Origin of the sequence: Legionella pneumophila subsp. pneumophila str. Philadelphia 1 (assembly GCF_000008485.1) — a bacterium.
In the GTDB taxonomy this organism is placed as follows: domain Bacteria; phylum Pseudomonadota; class Gammaproteobacteria; order Legionellales; family Legionellaceae; genus Legionella; species Legionella pneumophila.
Genome location: NC_002942.5, coordinates 746,800 through 769,582, shown reverse-complemented (window position 1 = coordinate 769,582; position 22,783 = coordinate 746,800). Strand labels below are relative to the sequence as shown.

Here is a 22,783-nt window from a genome sequence, read left to right as displayed (position 1 = left end):
CAATAGTAAAACCTGGTGGCCTTAATTAATCGCTTAATTTTCGATACTTAATTCGTGATGGTCTGTTCGCTTCATCACCCAATCGACGCTTTCTATCCGTTTCGTATTCAGTGTAATTACCTTCGAAAAAGGTTATTTGTGAATCTCCTTCAAAAGCCATCAAATGAGTACAAATTCTATCTAAAAACCATCTATCGTGAGAAATCACTATAGCACAACCTGGAAAATTAAGGATGGCCTCTTCCAAAGCTCTCAATGTCTCAACATCCAAATCATTACTGGGTTCATCGAGTAGCAAAACATTCCCGCCACTTTTCAATAATTTTGCCAAATGAACCCGGTTACGCTCCCCGCCAGACAATTGAGAAATTTTCTTTTGCTGATCCGTCCCTTTAAAATTAAAACGCCCAACATAGGCTCGTGAAGGCATTTGGAAATTACCTATCTGCATAATGTCATGGCCATCTGAAATTTCTTGCCACACCGAATTGTTGGGGTTTAGATTGTCCCGCATCTGATCAACATAAGCCAACTTCACTGTTTCTCCAATACGAATGACGCCCTTATCTGGTTCTTCCTGCCCAGTTAACATTTTTAAAAAAGTAGACTTACCTGCCCCATTGGGACCAATAATTCCTAAAATACCGCCTTTGGGAAGTTTGAAATCAAAATTGTCGATTAATATCCGGTCACCGTAAGATTTGCATATTTTTTCACCTTCCAGAACCAAATCACCTAACCGCTCACCGGGCGGGATATATATTTCATTGGTTTCATTACGCTTTTGGAATTCTTTAGAATTCATTTCTTCAAAACGGGCCAAGCGGGCTTTATTTTTAGCATGACGTCCTTTAGGTGAGGTTCTAACCCATTCCAACTCTGCTTTAATAGCACGTTGCAAAGCGTCCTCTTGCTTTTTCTCCATACTCAACCGTGCTTCTTTTTGTTCAAGCCAGGAACTGTAGTTCCCCTTATAAGGGATACCTTCACCCCGATCCAATTCTAAAATCCACTCCGCCGCATTATCCAGGAAATACCGGTCATGGGTAATTGCAACAACGGTACCAGAAAACTCTTCAAGATAATGTTCTAACCAGGCAACACTCTCTGCATCCAAATGGTTGGTAGGTTCATCAAGAAGCAACATATCAGGACTTGATAGCAACAATCGGCAAAGAGCAACGCGTCTGCGTTCACCACCCGACAGTTTTCCTATTATGGCATCCCACTCGGGTAATCTTAATGCATCAGCAGCCACATCGAGCTTTCTCTCAAGATCCCAACCGCCACAAGCTTCTATCTCATTTTGCAGCTCACCTTGTTCTATTAACAAGGCATTCATTTCATCATCGCTCATTGGTTCTGCAAAACGCATACTAATCGCATCGAAACGAGACAGTTTCTCTTTAATTTCAGCGACACCTTCCTCAACTACTTCGCGGACAGTTTTATTTAAGTCAAGCTCAGGTTCTTGAGCAAGATATCCAATTTTAATTCCTGGTTGAGGTCTTGCTTCACCTTCATATTGTGTATCAACACCTGCCATAATCCGCAATAGAGTAGATTTTCCAGAGCCATTTAATCCTAATACGCCAATTTTTGCCCCTGGAAAAAAACTTAATGAAATATCCTTTAAAATAAACCTTTGGTTCTCAACAATCTTGCTCACTCTATTCATAGTGAATATATACTGCGCCATAATCGCTCCAACTCTCTATAATCAGCCTTTTATCAAACAATACTACCAGTTCAGTATAACTTTCCCTGACTGGCCCGATGCCATAATTTGAAATGCGTGCTGATATTCATCTACTGGGAAATTATGAGTAATAACGGGAGAAATATTTAAACCGCTCTGTAACATAGCAATCATCTTATACCAGGTTTCAAACATTTCTCGACCATAAATACCCTTAATAACCAATCCTTTAAAGATAACCTGGTTCCAATCTATAGGGGTTTCTTGTGGTGGGATACCCAATAAAGCCACATGACCACCATGATTCATCGCTTTCATCATATCGTTTAATGCCATAGGGTTCCCGGACATTTCCAGACCAACATCAAAACCCTCAAGCATTCCTAGCTCATTAGCCACATCACTTAATTTTTGGTATTTGACATTAACCGCTCGGCTGACACCCATTTGCCTGGCCAGTTCCAATCGATGATCGTTAACATCGGTGATAACAACATGCCGTGCGCCAATATGTCTTACGATGGCTGCGGCCATTATTCCTATGGGGCCTGCACCAGTAATCAAAACGTCTTCGCCTACTACATCAAATGCCAATGCACAATGAGCAGCATTTCCAAAAGGATCGAGAATAGCCGCTTGCTCTTCTGTAATGTTGTCAGGGAGAGCGATGACATTGGTAGCAGGAAGCGCCAGATACTCAGCAAAGCATCCTGGTCGATTCACCCCCACTCCCAGGGTATTACGACATAAATGACGCTTGCCGGCACGACAATTTCTGCAAAAACCACAGGTAATATGACCTTCACCAGAAACTCTCTGTCCAACTTTCAAACCTTGTACTTCTTTTCCAACCTCTACTATTTCACCATAAAATTCATGCCCTACGGTCATAGGAACAGGAATTGTGGCTTGCGCCCATTCATCCCAGGAATAAATATGGATATCTGTACCACAAATTGCAGTCCTTTTAATTTTTATTAAAACATCGTTTACTCCATATTCAGGAACAGGAATATCCTGCATCCAAATTCCAGGCTCTTTTTTTGCTTTAACCAATGATTTCATTGTCATACCTCAAATTAATTAGGTAATACCACCATTTCGCAATTCACCCTAAAAATATCAGGTTGTGAAATGTAGAGTAATTTAGTTTCAGATTACAGAGAATTCCTTACCAACCGTTTCAAACGCCTTCAAGGCTTTATCCAAATGATGTAATTCAAGAGCTGCAGACATTTGGGTACGAATGCGGGCTAAACCTTTGGGTACCACTGGATAGGAAAACCCTACAACATAGACACCCAACTCCAGCAACCGATTAGCGATTCGCCCGGCCAAACTAGCATCTCCTAACATGACAGGAATAATAGGGTGTTCACCCGGGATTAACTCAAAACCTAACTGAGTCATTCCTTCACGGAAATAATGACTATTGCGCTTTAATTTTTCAGCAAGGGAGTTATTTGTGGACAATTTATCGAGCACCACACAAGAAGTATGCGCAATAACGGGCGCCAATGTATTGGAAAACAGATAAGGCCTGGATCGTTGGCGCAACCAATCAATGACAACTTGATTTGACGCAGTATATCCTCCTGATGCGCCCCCTAAGGCTTTACCAAGAGTGCCGGTTACGATATCGATTCTATCACTAACTCCAAAATGCTCTGGTGTTCCCCTACCTGTCTTACCCATGAAACCAACAGCATGAGAATCATCAACCATCACCATGGCGTCATACTTGTCGGCCAGTTCACAAATTGCTGGCAAGTTAGCTAATATACCGTCCATTGAAAAAACACCATCTGTTGCAATCAAACGAAATCTCGCATTTTTTGCTGCAATTAACTGTTCTTCCAGGGCCTTCATATCATTATTGGCATATCGATAACGTGCGGCCTTACACAGCCTGACTCCATCAATAATACTCGCATGATTCAGGGCATCGCTGATAATGGCATCTTCTTCTGTCAATAATGTCTCAAATAATCCCGTATTGGCATCAAAACAGGAAGAATACAATATAGTGTCTTCTTTACTTAAAAAATGGCTAATTTTTTGTTCCAGTTGCTTATGCGGGGTTTGTGTTCCACAAATAAAACGAACAGAAGCCATGCCATATCCATACTTGGCTAACGCAGCCTGTCCCTCCGCTATTAATTCAGGATCATTGGCCAAACCCAAGTAGTTATTTGCACAAAGATTAATAACTTCTCTTTCGTTAACCTTCACGTCAGCTTGCTGTTGGCTGGAAATAACTCGCTCTGATTTATACAATCCGTCTGCCTTGAGTGTTTCAAGTTCATTTTGTAAATAATTAATGAATCGCTCAAGCACTATAATCTCCTGTATTTCTGGATAAATTTGTAAATAATACCAAATTTTAAACATTCTCACCATGAGATATTATCAAGAAAATTTCACTTTCAAACATTAATGCTTAGACATAAGCTGAATTCTTGCTAAAATTGCTCCAAAGTTTTAACCTATCCAATGATTATTAAGACGGTAGAGCAAATGAATCACAGTGCACGCATAAATATGATCAAACAACAGTTACGAACTGGTGATGTATTAAACGAATCCATCCTTGACTTATACGATGAGCTCTTAAGACATGAGTTTGTTCCTGAACCTTTTTCTCATTTTGCTTATTCAGACATGCAAATTCCTTTGGCATACGGTCAAAGGATGTTAACTCCATTGGAAGAAGGTACAATTTTACAATCCCTTGATCTTAAAGGTCATGAAACTGTGTTGGAAGTGGGAACAGGAACCGGTTTTATGACTGCATTACTCAGTAAGTTATGTAAAAAAGTCATCAGTATTGACTATTATTCTGAATTTACTGCCAATGCAAAACGTAAACTCGAGGAGCATAATTGTAATAATGTTGAATTAATTACCGGAGATGCTTGTCGTGGATGGTTGGAAAGTGCGCCATACGATGTTATCGTATTCACTGGTGCCATGGAAAAACTGACAGATACCCATAAACTACAAATTTTACCCGGTGGCAAATTGTTCGCAATCCTTGGTAAATCCCCTGTAATGCAAGCTTATCTTTTTCAGTTGGATCATAATGCAATCTGGACAGAATCCATGCTTTTTGAAACGGATATACCTCCTCTGGTAGATCAATTGAAACCGAAAGAATTTGTTTTCTAGGGAAAACTCGAATGAGAAAATCTCTGTTTTGTTGGATTTTAACTTTAGGTGTTTCAACCCATGTGTTTGCAACAGACCTAATGGATATCTATCAACAAGCTCTGGAGAACGATACCATTTTTAAAGAGGCATATGATACCTATATGTCCAGCACAGAAGCCATACCTCAAGCTCGTGCCGCTCTTTACCCTCAAGTAGGCCTTGGTTCACAAGCTGGTCGCAATTATCAGGATGCTGTTGCTGGAGCTTTCAGTGCCAATCAATACTATGGAAGTTATTTGTGGCAAGTCAATGCTTCTCAGGCACTGTTTAACTATCAGGCATGGGCCAAGGTAGCCCAGGCTAAAGCCTCTGTTAAAGCAGCACAAGCCACTTTCAATGATGCAGCACAGAATTTAATTCTAAGAACGGCCAAAGCCTATTTTGATGTCTTGTTTGCTAAAGACACTTTAGACTTTGCCGAAGCAAAAAAACGGGCGAACAAAAGACAATATGATCAAGCAACTCAACGTTTTCAAGTTGGCCTGGATGCCATCACTTCTGTCTATGAAGCAAAAGCAGCGTATGATCAATCCATAGCGACAGTTATCGCCGCCCGCAATAATCAGATTAATCAGAGTGAAAATTTACGAAAACTTACTAATCACGTATACGAAACACTTGCGCCACTCAAAGACAGCAAAATTCCTCTTGTTAAGCCAGAGCCAAATGACGTGAATCAATGGATAGATACCGGACTTAAGCAAAACTATAAATTATATGCTGCAAAATATAATCTTGAGGTAGCAAAAGACAATGTAAAAGCGATCTCTGCCGGCAACTGGCCAGTTTTTTCACTACAGAGCAACGCAAGCCAGGTACATAATAATGCATCCGGCAATACCGTTTTTATTCCGTCAAAACAAACCCAGGCTAATATTGCAATCGCGATGAATTTTCCTGTTTTTCAAGGCGGCCTGGTCCAGGCTCAAACCCGACAAGCTCAATATGGCTTTCAGTCTACGAGTGAAAAACTGGAACAAACGTATCGCGATGTGATTGTAAACAGCCGCATTGCTTTCAATACCATCACTGATGGGATCAGCAAAGTAAAGGCGGACAGACAAACGGTCATCTCCGTGCAAAATTCTTTGCAAAGTACTGAAGCTCAATTTGAAGTTGGTACTCGAACCATGGTAGATGTGGTCAATGCTCAACAAAGATTGTTTGAAGCACAGGAACAATTAGCCCGGGATCAATACGACTTGATTAATTCCATACTTACGCTGAAATACCTTGCAGGGACATTAAACGTTAATGATCTCGAACAGATTAACTCATGGTTAGCAACTACACGTGTCAATGGATTTTCACCCGTAGATAACAAAACCTCCAAATAACAAATTTAGGTTTTTTTATGTCTTCCAATCCTTCTTCAGTTGAAAAAAAATTACTTCATTATACAGGTAAAGCCATAGCTGATTTTAATATGATCCAGCGTGGTGACAGAGTCATGGTATGTCTGTCTGGCGGAAAAGATTCATTCACACTATTAACAATTCTTAACCAACTCAGGATCAAATCAGGAAATAAATTTGAAATTTTTGCGTTTACTCTGGATCAAGCCCAGCCAGGGTGGAATGATGCCTGTTTGCGTCAATGGTTGGCTGAAAAATCCATTCCTCATGAAATACTAACCCGAGACACATACAGTATAGTGAAGGAAAAAATTCCTGAAGGCAAAACCTACTGTTCTTTGTGTTCTCGCTTGAGACGTGGAATCATCTATAGATATGCTGAAGAAAACGGATTTAATAAAATAGCATTAGGTCACCATCGCGATGATCTTGTTCGTACATTGATGATGTCAATTCTATATAATGGCGATATACGTTCCATGCCACCCAAATTATTAAGTGATAATAAAAAGCACATAGTCATCCGGCCACTGTGCTATGTACAGGAAAAAGATATTATTACGTTTGCATCAGAACAAGCCTTTCCAATTATCCCATGCAATCTTTGTGGTTCTCAAGAAAATCTAATGCGCAAAAAAGTTGCCTCACTCATTGATCAGCTTGCGATTGAAAACCCCAAAGTCCCCAGTAACATGCTTCATGCGCTGCAAAGTTTGAAGCCAAGTCAATTGATGGATCAAAATTTTTGGAATTTTAAAAATCTGGAAGATGGGCTTGAAACCACGCAGTCAATCCAATGTGAAGAGGTTTTTAACGCACAGGAATTTGAGCTTGAGGATGAAAAAATTTGACTTATGAAAATTATTATCTAATATTTCTTTTCATTTTTGCAATATAATGAAATAATTGGCACGTAAAATAAGCTTATTATTTTGACAAATGGAATTAAATATATAAAAATAGGCTTTCAAATTATCACATTACCTGTGACTTTGTTTCATTAACCCGATACTGAATTCAAAATAAAGGAACTTTTAGATTATGATTGATAGAAATATAGTTAACCTGCGTCTATTTCGTATCTACTCTAAACGTTATTTAAAATTTGATTTTGTTGCTGCAATTGTCGTTTTCCTCGTGGCGATTCCTTTATGCTTAGGTATTGCCCTGGCTTCTGGCGCACCTCTTTTTTCTGGTATCTTAAGTGGAATCATTGGCGGTATTGTTGTGGGTATATTTAGCGGCTCACAAGTTAGTGTCAGCGGGCCTGCTGCGGGTATGGCAGCCGTTGTATTGGCGGCAATCTCTCAACTTGGTGATTTTAATACCTTCTTATTGGCTCTTACGATTGCAGGCCTTTTACAAATGATAATTGGTGCATTAAGGGCAGGATTTGTTGCAGATTATGTTCCTTCGAACGTAGTTCAAGGCTTACTGTGTTCAATCGGGATCTTGCTAATCATTAAGCAATTACCACTTGCATTCACTCTCTCATCAGATTTTGATGAGCTTAAAACACATTTATTGGAAACAACAGAAGGGTTTACAGTAAGCCCTTTGTTAGCTTTGTCGCAGCACATTAATGAAGGCGCACTCATCATTACTACTCTTTCATTGGCTATTTTAATCTATTTTGATATAACCAAAAATAAAATTCTGAAGGAAATCCCAGCCCCTATCCTTGTAGTTCTGGCAGGAATACTGTTAAATGAACTTTTCATCTGGACAAACTCCAGCCTGGCACAAAACTCGCCTCAACTGGTTAATATCCCAGATACCAATGGTTTTTTCCAATTTTTCAGCCATCTTGAGTACCCTGACTGGTCCGCCTGGACTAATCCTAAAGTCTATCTCTATGCGCTAGTCATATGTATCGTTGCTTCTTTGGAAACGTTGCTTAATCTCAAAGCGTCAGAACGATTGGATAAAAAAAGAAGGCACAGCCCAACTAACCAGGAATTAGTTGCTCAAGGCTTGGGTAATATAACATCAGGTTTGGTTGGGGGTATTCCTGTTACATCAGTCATTGTCAGAACATCCATTAATATCCATGCTGGTTCAAAAACCAAATTTTCAGCCGTACTCCATGGTTTTTTCATCTTGTTTGCTGTCATGTTAATACCTGGTGCATTGAATAAAATTCCTTTGTCTTCTCTCGCTGCAATTTTAATTTACACTGGCTATAAACTAAATAAACCAGCCATCTATATCAATATATTTTCACAAGGCAGCGATCGATTCATCCCTTTTATAGTGACCGTGATCAGTATTATTGCCTTCAATCTTCTTGCAGGTATATTAATAGGTCTGGCTATCAGTCTCTTTTATATATTAAAGTCCAATAGCCAAGCTCGTATTGATATCATTAAGGAAATTTATCCAAATGGTTCAACATACCGTTTGATGCTTCCCCAACAAATGACTTTTCTTAACAAAGCTGCATTGGTCGCTGAATTGGATACATTGCCCAGACGTTCTCAACTGATTATCGATGCGCGTCATTCTCAATACATTGATAAAGAAATTCTGGACTTATTTAATGAATTGAAAGAAGAGTTGGCAGGCAGTAAACAAATTTCTGTAAATTTCACCGGATTTCAGGAACACTATAAAATTCATAACTACATCGATTTCATTACGGTTACAACCTATGATGTTCAAACTAACCTGACGCCCGCACAAGTATTAAACATACTGCTTGAGGGAAATCAGCGCTTTTTAAGCGATAACCGGATTCATCGATCAAACCAAATCGATATAAAATACACTGCAAAAACACAACATCCAATTGCTGTGGTTTTGGCCTGTATCGATTCAAGAGTTCCTGTAGAAACCATCTTTGATATGAGTTTCGGTGATCTTTTTTGTGTCCGCATAGCAGGCAATGTGATTAATGACGATATTTTGGCCAGCATAGAATACGCCTGTAACGTAGTTGGTGCAAAGCTTATCATGGTTCTGGGACATACCCGATGCGGCGCCATTCAATCTGCCTGTGATGGTATTGAAAAAGGTCATATCACCCAATTACTCTCTAAAATTAAGCCTGCAGTTAACGCAGAAAAAGAAACTACAACAGAACGTAACGGAAAAAATCAAACTTTTGTAAATCATGTCACTGAATTAAATGTTGCGAATACCTTACAGAACATTTATAAGAAAAGTGATATTTTACGGACTATGATAGACAGTAATGAGATAGGGATGGTTGGTGCTATTTATGATGTAAGCAGCGGAAAAGTGAGCTGTAAAACATATACCGAAGAGTTATCCACTTTGGATGGAGACGAAAATAAGCTCCTGGCTCAAAAATTTGAAACCATTCTTTTAGAAGCCAAAGCAAGTTAAACTTTTTTGAAATTGTAAAAACACCGGAAAGAAATAAATTTCTCAAGCCAGGCATAAGATTTTCTACAAGTCGTTAAGCCTGGCGTATGAAGTTACGCTATATTATTAATGAGAATAAGCTTGTTTTTACGAGTTGCAATATGAGAGATAAAATTATCACTGGGAAAAAAATTATTTTTTCACAATCCGTTGCAAAAGACCAAACAAAAAATTTATCAAGCTTTTTATCAGAACGGTTTTACTCTGTAAATCAAAGCCATAATCATTCCATTATTATCGGTTCCAGTCTTTCTCACCAAGAGAATGATATCGAACACGATACCATACTCGATACATCAGGCGTGTTAGTGACTACTGATACAAATGGCATCGTTAACGGAGCAAGAGTCGCAATTACTGACGGTCTGGGTGGTGGAAATGGCGATCAGGAAGAAGACGACGAGATATACAGAGTATCTCATTCCAGTTGCGAGAATTTTTTGAATTGCGACCAAAATATAGATACGACTCTAAGCTTGATTACCCAACCAAAGGCCTCTGATAAAAAACAAACAGCACCGAAAACGTTGCAGCATACAGAAGCGTCGATGGCTGCTTTTATTTATCAAAATCATCCGGGAAAAGGATACATAGGTGAATTTGCAAATATTGGTGATGGACTAATTATTATCCTGGATAAACGTTTTAAAATAAAACATATGGTATCCGCATGCCATATATATCGCGGATTTGGTACCTGGACACCACCATCCCTGCAAGCCCTGGCAACAACTGCAAATAAAGACGCCCTGCTTGTCAGACAAACACTTAAACTTGCAGAAGGCGACATTATAATATCAATGACTGATGGGGTTTGGGGGGAGCTGAAAACCAGTTTGATTGCTCAAACCAATGACCGTCGAGATATAGGAGTAGATAAAGAATATTTCAAAACGCTATTTGACGAATTGACAGATGCTCCCTACCCATCTTCATTTGATATCGCTCGTATCATTACCCAGCGCGCCATGTCTCGCAGTTTGGAGCGTAGAAAAACGTTAATAAAATTAATTAATGAAATAGAACAACAACACTTCCATGAAAAATCTGTCAAAACCATTAATGAAGTCCTGGAATATTTTATTAAAACAGGCCATGTGGAAACAGCACAGACATTAAAAGCAATTCTCTTTGAAGACGGTTTGAGTGATGGAATAACTTATTTTGAAAATATTGAAATCCCGCTGGAGATGGTAATGCACGATTTAAAAAGTCGTACCGTCGGTGATTGTTCAACCATCAATGTAACGCGCATTCCCTATCATTTAGATGAGCTCATACGAGGTTTTATCAATTACCCTGAGAAACATCAAATCCTGGCGCCACTATTTAAAGCAAGGGTAAAATCTGAGGCTGATTTAGAAGAGGCATTTCATCGTCTGTCACTTGAAATGGTACAACCTGAAATCGAGTGCCCAATTTCTGAAACTCATTTTGAACGTGCTTTTAAAAAAGAAACCCTTGATAAAACTCAGGCTGTCTTAACTCACTATTTTCGTATTTCGACTGGTTTAGATAGTAAAAAAAATTATCAGGAACGATTAAATGATCTGAGTGCTTACTTATCTAAGGAATCCTCTCTCGAAAAAAATGATATTAAATTGCTATTATCCATGCTAGATAGTGAAATAAAACCTAAAACCGGGGTTTTCCAAACATTGTTTGGGGAAAACCAAAATAAATTATACAAGGCATTTCACAAAAAAATCGAGTTGCAATTATTGGATAGTGAAATAGAAAATAAAAATGAATTGAAATAGCAGTTCTTACCATTTTAATTTCAAGGATGTACCAACTGCTTCCTGAATAGACTTTTTATCGACTTTCCTCGAAATGTCCTGGTTTTTAATTAATAATTTTAGTTCGCCGTCAAAAAATTTCTGGCTTCTTTTGATTTCTTCTAATCCTTCTCCAGGAAGATTACCGAGCATCTCAGTGAGTTTACTGTCGTAGAGTTCCTTTAAAACAGATAAAACCTCATCATGTGCTTTGGCATCGTTTGATTTTCCTTTAAAAAAGGATACTCCTTCTTTCGGGGCATAACCTGTAGGAGTCCTAATCCTGTTATTTTTGATTTGGACGTACAAATCATTAATTTGTGCCATAGCAATTAGCGGATTATTATCGAGCTCTTTTTTTAAATCGTTCTTAAATTTAAAAGGACGTTCCAAAATAGAATTGGCATCGGAGTTTTTAAGAAATTTTGATGGAGAAGATATATTGGTATGGGCACCTGCTTTCATCAGTTTGACACATAAATGAAAATACTGCTTGGATAATGCGATATCTAATATTGTTTTTCCTTTAATATCTTTTTTATTTAAATCGACTCCTTCTTTTAAAAGTAAATCACTTAAATTCATGAAGTGTATTTCTTCGGTTTCTTTTGAGGATGGAAACGTATGCATCTCATGCAATGCCTGATGAAAAGGATTTCTTCTTTCAGAGTTTCTTTTATGAAGTAAGGTGCTATCTTTCTTGACAATATCCAATATAATCGGCAAATCACATCTTCTCATGGCACTATGCAAAATATTATTTCCCAGCCTGTCTTCGAAATCGACCCTTGCCCCCATTTCTAATAAAATTGTTGCCATTTTCAAATCATTAACTACCACAGCATTATAAAGAGGTGGATTTCCATTAGCATTTGGCTGATTAATTAATTTCTTATCTTTCTCAGTTATAATATTTGCTAAAGCTTCCCTGTTTTCTGCCTTTGAATAAAAAACATAATGCAGGACAGAATTGCCACTGGTATCGGTTAAACGTGTATTAGCTCCTTTTTTCAATAAATAACTGACCAATTTGGGATTACCGGAATTTATAGATAACATTAGCGGTGTTGCTTTATCTTTGGTTAAGGGTATATCAATATCGACCCCGGCACGTAAAAATTTTTTAACCAGACTGACACTTCCTAAAGAAATAGCTATCCTGAAGGCTTCTTTATTCAAAAGAATTTTCTCATTTTTGGCAATTATTTTACCTAATGTCTCTTTATCCTTCCGAGCCCATATCGCGTCCAAAAGCTCATCACTGATATCAGCACCGGAATTTAATAGTTCATCGAAAATTTTCAATTTATGATTTTTATATGCCAAAGTGATTGCTGAAGAACCGCTGTTATCCGGTTCATTAATCTGAATAACCTCTGTGGTTGTCAAGGCTGATATTAATTCCGGGGTTCCAAACTCAGCAGCATAATGGAATGCTGTTTTGCCATGATTATCCTTGATATTCAGTACTTTGATGGCATCTTCCTGGCTTAGCACAACTTTTAGTATTTTTCCCATAATTTGCATATTTCCACACTCCGCAGCATAGTGAAGAGCAGTTTTTCCATCATAATCCTGAAGAGATAAATCCGCTTTTTTTGCGATAAGCTCATCAAGCATTGCCATATTTCCTGATATGACAGCCAAATGAGCAGGAGTTTTACCGACATAAATAGGCGGTGCTCCTTGCTCTATCTGCTGATTAATCTGGGATTCATTGCGATTTGACAATAATAATTTTATCTCACCAGGATCACTAAGATAGATTGCGCCTCTGTGTAATGGATATTGCTCATTTAATGATGATAAACATTTTTGAGTCTTCAGATGCAGTTTCTCAGGGTTTAAATCTGAAAAATCCATATGTTTGATTTTTTCATACGATGGGCTATCCAGCATGTCCCGAAATTTGGTTTGCTCTTCCAAGCTTGAATGATATCCATATAAAGTAATGGGAGTCTTTCTTTTACTTTGTTCAATAATTTCTACCGTATTAAAAATTGCCTCCTTCACAACAACAACTAATTCCTCAGCGCTATATAAATCAAAGACATTAGGTTCGTAAAACGTCGCTGGCGGTAAACCTTGTTGCATTAAAAGAATATTTAATAAATTATTGACAAAGGTACGGCCATTGGCATCTCGAAAAGGGTGTAATACTTCGTACATTCGAATATGCTTAACGATAATTTTAAGTTTTTCATCAAGAGTTTCGGCGGTTTTTATTTCCTTGTTGTAAGATTGGGTAATTTTTTCCAGGTAAACATCCACATTTTTCATCACGGCAAGATAGAAGTGATTGGTATTACTATGCCCATATTTGCACATATCGAAATAGATTTGCTTGGCAAGATCAGGTATTTGTTCTGGATTCAGATTTTTAAAATAGTTCTTATCAAAGCGTGGGCCAAATGGACCCGCTTTGCCTGGGCCAAATTCAGCTCCACCTTCTGTAAGAAATACCAGGCTCAGGAATTCTTCAATACCCTTAATCGAGGCCCGGCCAGCTGGAATGCCAAATGAAACAGGTTCATCTGTTCTGAGTTCACCTGGATTTTTTTCCTGTAATTCCTCCACCTTTTTTCCACACTTCTTGTGTATCCTCTTTATTAAATCAACGCTTAATTCAAATTCCTCTCCTGATTTCTCAACTTGCAATGCAATAGAACATAAACTCTCCAGAGCGGCGTTAAGGCATCCTGGCTCTCGCGACTCATAGCCTCTCCATCCATTTTCTTTTGACCAGAAGCGCCCATCAACAAATAATCTCCATATTTCTTCGCTTGGATAGGCTTGAAGAAAATATAATCCAGGTAGATTTGGCATAATTTTTACCAATTTAAAATACCAATTTATTAATAATTATAGGACAATGTGAGCAAATATAGTCTTTTGAGAAGAACAGAGAAACGAAGGACCTAAACTAAACATATCGCAAATTGAAGGGTGATAAGTATATAATATCGACCTTAATTATTTATAGAAATCCAGGAATAGACATGCGCGCATCTCAATGGTTTTTGGTCACTCAAAAAGAAACTCCCAACGATGCAGAAATAGCATCCCATCAATTAATGCTAAGATCAGGAATGATTCGTAAGCTTGGCTCAGGACTTTATACCTGGATGCCACTTGGCCTTAGAGTGCTTCGTAAAGTTGAAAATATAGTTCGGGAAGAAATGAACAAAACTCATGCCATGGAACTGCTTATGCCATCAGTACAACCTGCTGAATTATGGCAAGAGACGGGACGTTGGGAAACCTTTGGTGGTCAATTATTAACTATGAAAGACAGTAATCAAAGAGAGTACTGCTTTGGGCCTACCCATGAAGAAGTCATTACCGATATCATGCGTAATGAATTGCAATCGTATAAACAATTGCCAGTCAATTTTTATCAAATACAAACCAAGTTTCGCGATGAAATCAGACCACGGTTTGGGGTAATGCGAGCCCGTGAGTTTATTATGAAAGATGCTTACTCCTTCCACCTCAGTCTTGAAAGCCTGCAAGAAACCTATAAAGATATGTATCAAGCCTATTGCAGGATTTTTGATAGAATGGGACTCAAATATCGAGCAGTTGAAGCTGATACGGGAGCCATTGGCGGTTCAGCATCCCATGAGTTTCAGGTATTGGCTGAATCGGGTGAAGATCTGATTTTTTATAGTGACGCCAGCGACTATGCTGCAAATATTGAACAAGCGACCAGCTTAAAACCACTCAAAGCGAATCAACCATGTAATGAAACAATCACATTGGTCGATACTCCAAATCAAAAAACAATTGATGAAGTGGCCAGCTTCCTTGGTATTGCCAGTAATCAAACCATCAAAACCTTGATTGTCAAAGGCAAAGAACATCCTATGGTGGCTCTGGTCTTAAGAGGGGATGATGAACTCAATGAGGTTAAAGCGATAAAACATCCCTTAGTCCACGCTCCCTTGTCCTTTATTGATGAAGAACTGATTTTAAAAACGTTAAAAACCCCTCTAGGCTCCATAGGGCCAATCCAGTTAAACATCCCTGTCATTGTTGATCATCATGCCTTAGCCATGCCTTCCTTTGTCTGTGGCGCCAATCAGGCAGATAAACACTTTATCAATGCTGCATGGGAGCGCGATGCAAAATACGATGATGCCTATGATTTACGCAATGTTAAAGAAGGTGACCCAAGCCCTGATGGGAAAGGAACACTTCACTGCTGTCGTGGAATAGAGGTAGGACACGTTTTCCAATTGGGTGATAAATACGCCAAAGCCATGAATGCGTCTGTTATTAATGAGCAAGGACAATTGCAAACCATGATCATGGGCTGCTATGGATTAGGGATCACTCGTGTGGTCGCTGCCGCGATTGAGCAGCATCATGACGAACACGGAATCATCTGGCCTCAAGCTTTAGCACCTTTTCAAGTCAATATTATTCCTCTTAATGGCGCGAGATCACAAGCCGTTAAAGAACAGGCGGAGTCACTTTATCAACAACTCAAATCTCATGGCATCGATGTATTACTCGATGATCGTAATGAAAGAGCAGGTGTATTATTTGCTGATAATGACTTGATAGGGATTCCTCACCGATTAGTGGTCAGTGAGAGAAACCTGGAGCAAGGCTGTGTTGAGTACAAGGCTCGAATTTCAAGCGAAACTCAACTGATCAATCTGGATAAGGTGGTTAATTTTATTATTGAGTTAATTAATAAATAAGATTTTCTACCCCATTGACACTGCGTTATCTGCATTCCGTCAATGCTGTTCGGATTAAAAATAACCCGAACAGCATTAAAGAGAAGCCAATAATACAGGACTTGTATTTAAAGAATCACAAATAAAGTTCTTTGCCCAGGTTCACCATATCTCGTTTGGTATTCATGAAATAATGTGAGTTATGGATAAGATCAGTTGTCACCTCGAATCGTTCGGGCTGAGGAGGCATTTATGCCGTCTCGAAGCCTTGTACGGGATTTAATGTTGTGCGCCAAGGCTTCGAGACGATGCTTATGCAGCTCCTCTGCCCGAACGAACCTTGGATATCAACTGGTTTTATAATCCTTATCCATCACTCACGTTAAATATTAAAAACCATTGGAGGTTGCATTACAGAATCCGTCTGCAACTCCTCTCCAGGATTGGAAAACGCCTCCTCACCATAAGAAAGTATCCTTTTTTTAGATTCTATCTGAACCTCATTTACTGGGGCTATTGGAGGCGCGGTTTTAAAACGTTTTAGTTTAGCCTCAAAATCATAAAAATCATTGAGGTTATCAAAACGCTTGATAATCACATTGGTTTTCCTTTCTTCTTCAAGAATCTTATCGCTTAAAAATTGAATTTTTTTGTTACCAGAGTCCATCTGTTTTGCCAGATTGCTTTGGATTAAAACCATTTCATTAACCAACGCATCATATTTTGTCATTATTTTTTTAGTCAACAACGATTGCAAAATGCTATCTGAGCGTCCTTGTAATTCATTAAATTGATACCTCCAATCATCCTCTGTCTCTTCCTGTCTGAACATGCCGGGAATCAAACCAACAATCCTGCGAGTCACTGTAGAAAACCATGATTTGGACTGTTCTTCATCGACCTTATGCATTTTATTATATAATTCTGTAAGGTCGGCTTTTAACTGCTCATCCTTTATCTTATCGATTTGCTCCATGGTCATCATATTTCTATCCATGCTTTTTAACGTATTTCTGTCAAGAAAATGATTTTGCATGTTTTCAGGAAATTGACTGAGGTTTTCAGGTATTTGGCCATTAATCCACTCCTTTAGTGTTAAAATCTCCTTCACCTTGCTTTGGCATTGCTCTGGAAACAACTCTACTTCGGGATTGCCATTGATGCGATCTTTCAAAAAAGGTAAGTGTTTGGCATGGATTCTATTCAGATTCAGCAACTCTAATCTATTTTGCTTAAGAGAAAATTCTAACTGACGGTACGCCTCTTTTAATTCAGTTAACCTGGATTTATATTGCATAAATCCTTCAAATAATGCGGATGTCCCTTCTCCTTCAATAATTAACTCAACATACTCATTAAATCCTGTATATCCTTTTTTTACTTTCACGTTAAAAACAGAATATCCTTCTATTCCCTCCAGCTCCTCCTTAATTTTTCGCGCTTTAAAATCAAAATATTTCGATTCATCCATGATACCCTGGTGTTTTTCCTGAAAACTATTCCAAAGAGTACGCATCATCCCTCGTAATTGCACTAAAGGCTCACGCAATAGGGAATATGAAATGGATAATTCATTGATTTTTTTACAAAGAACATAATACATTTCATTCAATGTATAAACCTTGCGACTCTCATTTTGCTTTTGCTGAAGTTGCCTTTTAACCTCTTGCCATTCAGAATGAGCAGTTAAGATCTGACTGTTATTTTTTTCAAAGTCTTCTAAAACAGAGCTGAATTTCTCTCCCAACAAATAGTATTGAGCTTCTTCTTTGCACTCCTGAATAAAATTAATATCCAGCCCACCCTCATCTCTACTCAGAACAGTTAAACTGTCCATGGTATTTAATGTTTGATTAATCAAATCACGTGCATTTTTATGACCAAATGAAAAAATCCAAACATCCTCCAATTGAGCTTGATGTTTGCATAAGGCTCTATATAATTTTTTGATAGCAACCTGTTTGGATAAAGAATCTCTTGCTTGTTTTACTCCGTTGGCCAAAACCAATATTTCATTTGCCGCTTTTTTTACTGCTGACCGCTCAATCCAATACCAAGGTCCTCTGTTTTCAGGCTTAGCCCAAGCCAATGCCTTGTCAAGATGATGAATGATTTGTGTAGCTGTATTATCCAGATAGGTTTCTTTTAAAATCTTAAGTTCTTTATGTTCTTCAAAACCTGCTTGCTGATACACTCTCAGCATATCACTGATAATTGGTTGCATGCGGAATTTTTCACTCAATTTCTCTTTGTCTAACCATCTGCTTTCATAGTCAATTAATAACAACTCCAGAGCAAGAAAGTTATCCGCATTATTAGCTCTCTCTATTAGACCTTGTTTAACGCTGGCAGGTAATGAGGAGTTATTGATTTCTTTGCTAATATCCCTGGCCCACAATTTCAGTTGGCTGTTCACAAAAGCCAATCGATAGGGCTCTAAATCACCATCATGATAGCTTAACATCGCACCAGTTACTTCTACTGCTGACTCAAGGTGACGATGACTGCGCTTTTTCTCCTGAGTTGCTTCTTTTTTCTTTAAACGGGCAGATAATTTACTCCACTTTATTTGTTCACTTAAATCGACCTCTTCCAAATATTTACAGCGCAATGCATTGACTGAGTCATTGGAGAATCTATTTTCTGTTTTTGCTTTCAACTGATCTCGGTTTAGGTTCCAAATGCTGGAAACGGATTTTTCATAGGCTTGAATCGCCTTTTCCAATTCTCTGGTTTGTAAGCGCTGAAAAACATCCCTGCGGACATAGGGGTTTGGATACATTTTTTTAGGATCAGAGTCTTCCAAACACTTTGTCCATTGCTTCTTTAGCGAATCAATTAGCTCGCTTCTTTGCACAAGTAATTCATTATCCAACTGTCTCCATTCTGACTTGGGGTAAATTAGATGCAAAAATGCTTGCCATTCTTCCAATTGATTTAATACCGCTTGTTGAATATTAGAAACAGATTGAATGAAATACTGTTTAACTGCTTCTTCTCTTCGTCTTTCAGCCAAACTTTGCGTATTTAATTCTTCCTGCAAATTCATCCTGGCAGGGAAAACCCGATACCCCACATCCATATCGAACCGGCTGATTTGCCCAACCACTTCACCAACGGTTTCCTCTGTTTCGGTTATCCTGACGACACGCCCCTTCCCTTTATAATAATCACACAATGAAGAAAAATGAGATAAAGTTCTATCGTCTACATTAGAAAAATCAATATGATTAAGAATGAGGTGGCTGGAAACAGGATAGCCGTATCTATCCATAGTCAGTTCCTCATCCTCTATCTCTGCGTGCGAGCGATAGGAAGTCAAATCAGAAAGAGTCGAGTAATTAATACCTCCAACCTGGTAAGTACCAGACTCAGAATTCGCCTCTAACACAGAGGAAGGTATACCCAAACAGGTAAAGAAATCTCTATCACCTTTTTCAAGATAATCAGCTATTAATCGGTGATTTGCAAAACACACGTCGACGGTACCACCCTCAGCAAGCACCCATTGCATGGCAGCAAGAATTGCTGCAGGTTGAGCGCTCAGGTTTTCATTACGACTGACTTCCATTAACACATTCTGTTCTTGATGATGTAAAGACAATAAAAGAGAAATCATTTGTGTAGTATCAAAGAATATGCCGGTACTGCGAAAATACTGCTCTCGCATCACTGCCAGCAACTTCAGTTGAGTTCGCAGTTTATCCTCTTTGCTAATATCGAGTCTTCTCATCTCCATAATTAAAAAATCAGACAACTCCTGCAACTTATTCCTGCCTAATTGCGTTAAATCAGTATACGTTGCACTCGCTATTTTTAGAGGAAAATTCCTGCCTATTGCATTGATAAATACGACTTGTTGAGCCAATTCATATTGCCGTTTACACGATAAACTCGCTCCATCAGCCAGACTTTCAATCTTGGCAATAACCTCTTGAATTTGACTTGTGTCAAATTGCTCATTAAAAATTCGTTCTCTCGACTTAACCAGAATACCTTCTTGATTCACTTTGGGGGCCCTGGCTCCGGCAGGATCTCTATCAAATGAATCAATATATAATTTTAACTCTCTTGAGTATTCACGCAATTTCTCGGAAAAAACATCCAATGCGGGATAAGGAGGATAGTCAAATAAAGAAGAAATATCTTTTAGTAAAACACTATGGATCTCAAGGCGAGACTGAACATTGAATAATAAATCACCATTTATACTATCAACATTTCTTCCAAGTATAGTCAGTATTTTTATCCATTGTTCCAAGGTTTTCTCATCCGTTTTTTCAAGCTTATCGATAAGACGGCAATATCTGGTCAATTCTGATTTGTCATACTTCTTACTTGATTTAATGAGTACCGTTAATAAGGAAACCAACTCAGGAAGGTCTGTCGATTTGGAGTCAATAATCTCTGATGTGGATTGAATAAATTGTATGAGCAGTTCATGCTCGACATCCAAGCCAGCCTTTTCCACTGCCTCAATCACTGCATCAAATAAGGATTGTGATTTGTTTTCATCGATTCCCTTCAGAATATTGAACTCGATTAATTCCTTCAACAGCTTGATCTCTTTGTTAATGAATTCAATTTGTTCATCATTTCTTGTTAAACAACCACCAAATTCCTTTACACCTTTGAAATTTAATTGATTTCGAGTGATTTTCATGCCCTGAATTCCCTGAAAAATAGAATGCCCTCATTATATATAAGCTGCATAAAATGTAGCAGATAAATGTAAAAGAAAATTTGAAATATTACTCGATGTCCAATACAGCATTTAATAGCTGCCTGGTATAAGGGTGTTCTGGTTGCCGAAGCACCTTCTCGCACGCTCCATATTCAACAGCCAAGCCGTCTTTCATGACTAATACATCATCAGCGATATAAGAGACGACCCCCATGTTATGGGTTATAAACAAATAGGAAATACCTCTTTGCTGTTGCAATTCCTTTAATAAATTAAGAATTTGTGCCTGAACAGAGACATCAAGAGCACTGGTCGGTTCGTCGCAGATTAAAATATCGGGTTCTGTCGCCAAAGCTCTCGCGATGCAGATCCGTTGTCTTTGCCCACCGGAAAACTGATGGGGGTATCGATGCAGACTGGTAATTGGTAAGTTCACTTGCTCAATTAGGAATTTTTGTTGTTTCCTGATGTAAGAAGGCTTCATTCCCTGAGCATGCATCCCTTCTGCGATGATCTCTCCAACTGTCATGCGTGGATTCATAGAAGAAAAAGGATCTTGAAAAATAATCTGTACTTTTTTTCTGTATCTTCTTAAAGCGCTTCCTGTCATAGACAGTACATCACTATCTTTATATCTGATTTTCCCCCCGGCCGCTGGCAATAACCTCAACAGAGCACGGCTTGCAGTTGTTTTCCCACAGCCAGACTCTCCAACCAAAGCTAATGTTTGACCTCTGGAGAGAGTGAACGACAAACCATCAACGGCTTTGAAAATGGTTTTTTTACGGCTCAAAAATCCTTTCTTATGTATAAAATGAACTGATAAATCATCTACTGTGAACACGATCTCTTCTTTTTCAACCGAAGGAACCCAACTGATTTTATTTTTATCCAGTAATGGCAATTCTTTGATATCAGGATACAAATGACATCTCAACATACGCTGTTCAACTTCTTGTAATTGAGGCTCCTCATGGTGACAACGTTCAAAAGCATAAATACAGCGTGTATGGAAACGACACCCTGAAGGCATAGATTCCAAAGAAGGTACCGTACCTGCAATGATAGACAGTTTTTCATTTCTTTTTGCAAATGAAGGTAGGGATGTCAAAAGTTGCTGGACATAGGGATGTCTCACTTTTGAAAAAAAATCTTTTACTGAGGCCTGCTCCACTACCTGCCCTGCATACATCACACAAATTCTATCAGCCATGGTTTTAGCCACACCCAGATCATGAGTAATTAATAGCAGACTCATCTGATGTTTCTTTTGTATTTTCTTTAGTAAGGCCAATATTTGAGCCTGGATAGTCACATCCAAAGCCGTAGTAGGTTCATCGGCAATAAGGATATCTGGCTCGCAAGCCAACGCCATAGCAATAACCACTCTCTGCTTTTGACCACCAGACAATTGATGTGGGTATTGATAAATTCTCATTTGTGGTTGAGGCATTTCTACTTCATTCAATAACAATATTACTCTTTCTTTTATTTGTTCTTTTGTCAAAGACCGATGCCTTTTTAAAACCTCAGCTATCTGCTCTCCAATCGTTAATACGGGATTTAAAGCAGTCATCGGCTCTTGAAAAATCATCGCAAGCCTGCGCCCTCTTAACTCCCTCATCATTTTCTCAGGTAAATTTAAGATGTCTTCACCGTGAATATTGATTTGGCTGTCAATCCCATAGACACCAGCTCTGGGCAGCAATCTCATCATAGCCAATGAAGTTAATGATTTACCACATCCTGACTCTCCCAGTAAAACCAAAGTCTCTCCTGGATTTAGGCTAAAACTTAATTTATCCAAAGCCAGAACTGTTTTATCAGGGCTTTTAAAAGCAACTGACAATTGATTAATTTTAGCGGTATTTTGCATGGAATTTGCCACAAATAATGATAACTACACTCTAACAAGAGAGAGGTGATAGTAGCAATAAAAATACCATACCACTCTGAGCAAAAGAATGTTTATGATAGAATAA

The 22,783-nt window shown here is 38.5% G+C and carries 12 protein-coding genes; 6 read left to right on the top strand and 6 right to left on the bottom strand.

The features are described 5' to 3' along the window. Positions 1–25 precede the first annotated feature (25 nt). From ettA to LPG_RS03475, 3 genes are all read right to left on the bottom strand, one after another. The gene (ettA, locus tag LPG_RS03485; RefSeq protein WP_010946440.1) at positions 26–1,699 is read right to left on the bottom strand and encodes an energy-dependent translational throttle protein EttA; all 1,674 of its coding nucleotides are present in this window, start codon (positions 1,697–1,699) and stop codon (positions 26–28) included. Positions 1,700–1,741: 42 nt separating this feature from the next. Then, positions 1,742–2,764, bottom strand: a complete 1,023-nt coding sequence (tdh, locus tag LPG_RS03480) for an L-threonine 3-dehydrogenase (RefSeq protein WP_014843524.1) — start codon at positions 2,762–2,764, stop codon at positions 1,742–1,744. Positions 2,765–2,851: 87 nt separating this feature from the next. Next, positions 2,852–4,036: a glycine C-acetyltransferase gene (locus LPG_RS03475; RefSeq protein WP_010946438.1), complete on the bottom strand. Its 1,185-nt coding sequence runs from the start codon at positions 4,034–4,036 to the stop codon at positions 2,852–2,854. A 180-nt stretch (positions 4,037–4,216) separates the two neighbouring features. On the opposite strand from LPG_RS03475, the gene LPG_RS03470 reads away from it, so the two are divergent. The 5 genes from LPG_RS03470 (at position 4,217) to lem3 (ending at position 11,411) form a co-directional block, all read left to right on the top strand. Continuing rightward, a complete protein-coding gene (locus LPG_RS03470) occupies positions 4,217–4,867 on the top strand; it encodes a protein-L-isoaspartate O-methyltransferase family protein (RefSeq protein WP_025862446.1) in 651 nt (216 codons plus the stop codon). A gap of 11 nt (positions 4,868–4,878) precedes the next feature. After that, on the top strand, positions 4,879–6,246 hold the full coding sequence (locus tag LPG_RS03465) for a TolC family outer membrane protein (protein WP_010946436.1): 1,368 nt from the start codon (positions 4,879–4,881) through the stop codon (positions 6,244–6,246). Between the two features lie 17 nt (positions 6,247–6,263). Then, positions 6,264–7,115, top strand: coding sequence for a tRNA 2-thiocytidine(32) synthetase TtcA (ttcA, locus tag LPG_RS03460; RefSeq protein WP_010946435.1), 852 nt, complete (start codon positions 6,264–6,266; stop codon positions 7,113–7,115). A gap of 190 nt (positions 7,116–7,305) precedes the next feature. Then, positions 7,306–9,612 carry a bifunctional SulP family inorganic anion transporter/carbonic anhydrase gene (locus LPG_RS03455; RefSeq protein ID WP_010946434.1) on the top strand — a complete coding sequence of 769 codons (2,307 nt, stop codon included), beginning with the start codon at positions 7,306–7,308 and terminating at the stop codon, positions 9,610–9,612. Positions 9,613–9,698: 86 nt separating this feature from the next. Beyond that, a complete protein-coding gene (lem3, locus tag LPG_RS03450; protein ID WP_010946433.1) occupies positions 9,699–11,411 on the top strand; it encodes a T4SS effector phosphocholine hydrolase Lem3 in 1,713 nt (570 codons plus the stop codon). 6 nt (positions 11,412–11,417) lie between these two features. Here the strand turns inward: lem3 and ankN are convergent, their stop codons facing one another. Then, complete coding sequence (gene ankN / locus LPG_RS03445; RefSeq protein WP_010946432.1) at positions 11,418–14,267, bottom strand: Dot/Icm T4SS effector AnkX; 2,850 nt, start codon at positions 14,265–14,267, stop codon at positions 11,418–11,420. A 161-nt stretch (positions 14,268–14,428) separates the two neighbouring features. On the opposite strand from ankN, the gene LPG_RS03440 reads away from it, so the two are divergent. Then, a complete protein-coding gene (locus tag LPG_RS03440; protein ID WP_010946431.1) occupies positions 14,429–16,138 on the top strand; it encodes a proline--tRNA ligase in 1,710 nt (569 codons plus the stop codon). Between the two features lie 361 nt (positions 16,139–16,499). Here the strand turns inward: LPG_RS03440 and LPG_RS03435 are convergent, their stop codons facing one another. Beyond that, positions 16,500–20,780: a hypothetical protein gene (locus LPG_RS03435; RefSeq protein ID WP_010946430.1), complete on the bottom strand. Its 4,281-nt coding sequence runs from the start codon at positions 20,778–20,780 to the stop codon at positions 16,500–16,502. An 88-nt stretch (positions 20,781–20,868) separates the two neighbouring features. Continuing rightward, positions 20,869–22,677, bottom strand: a complete 1,809-nt coding sequence (locus tag LPG_RS03430) for an ABC transporter ATP-binding protein (RefSeq protein WP_025862444.1) — start codon at positions 22,675–22,677, stop codon at positions 20,869–20,871. Positions 22,678–22,783: the final 106 nt, after the last annotated feature.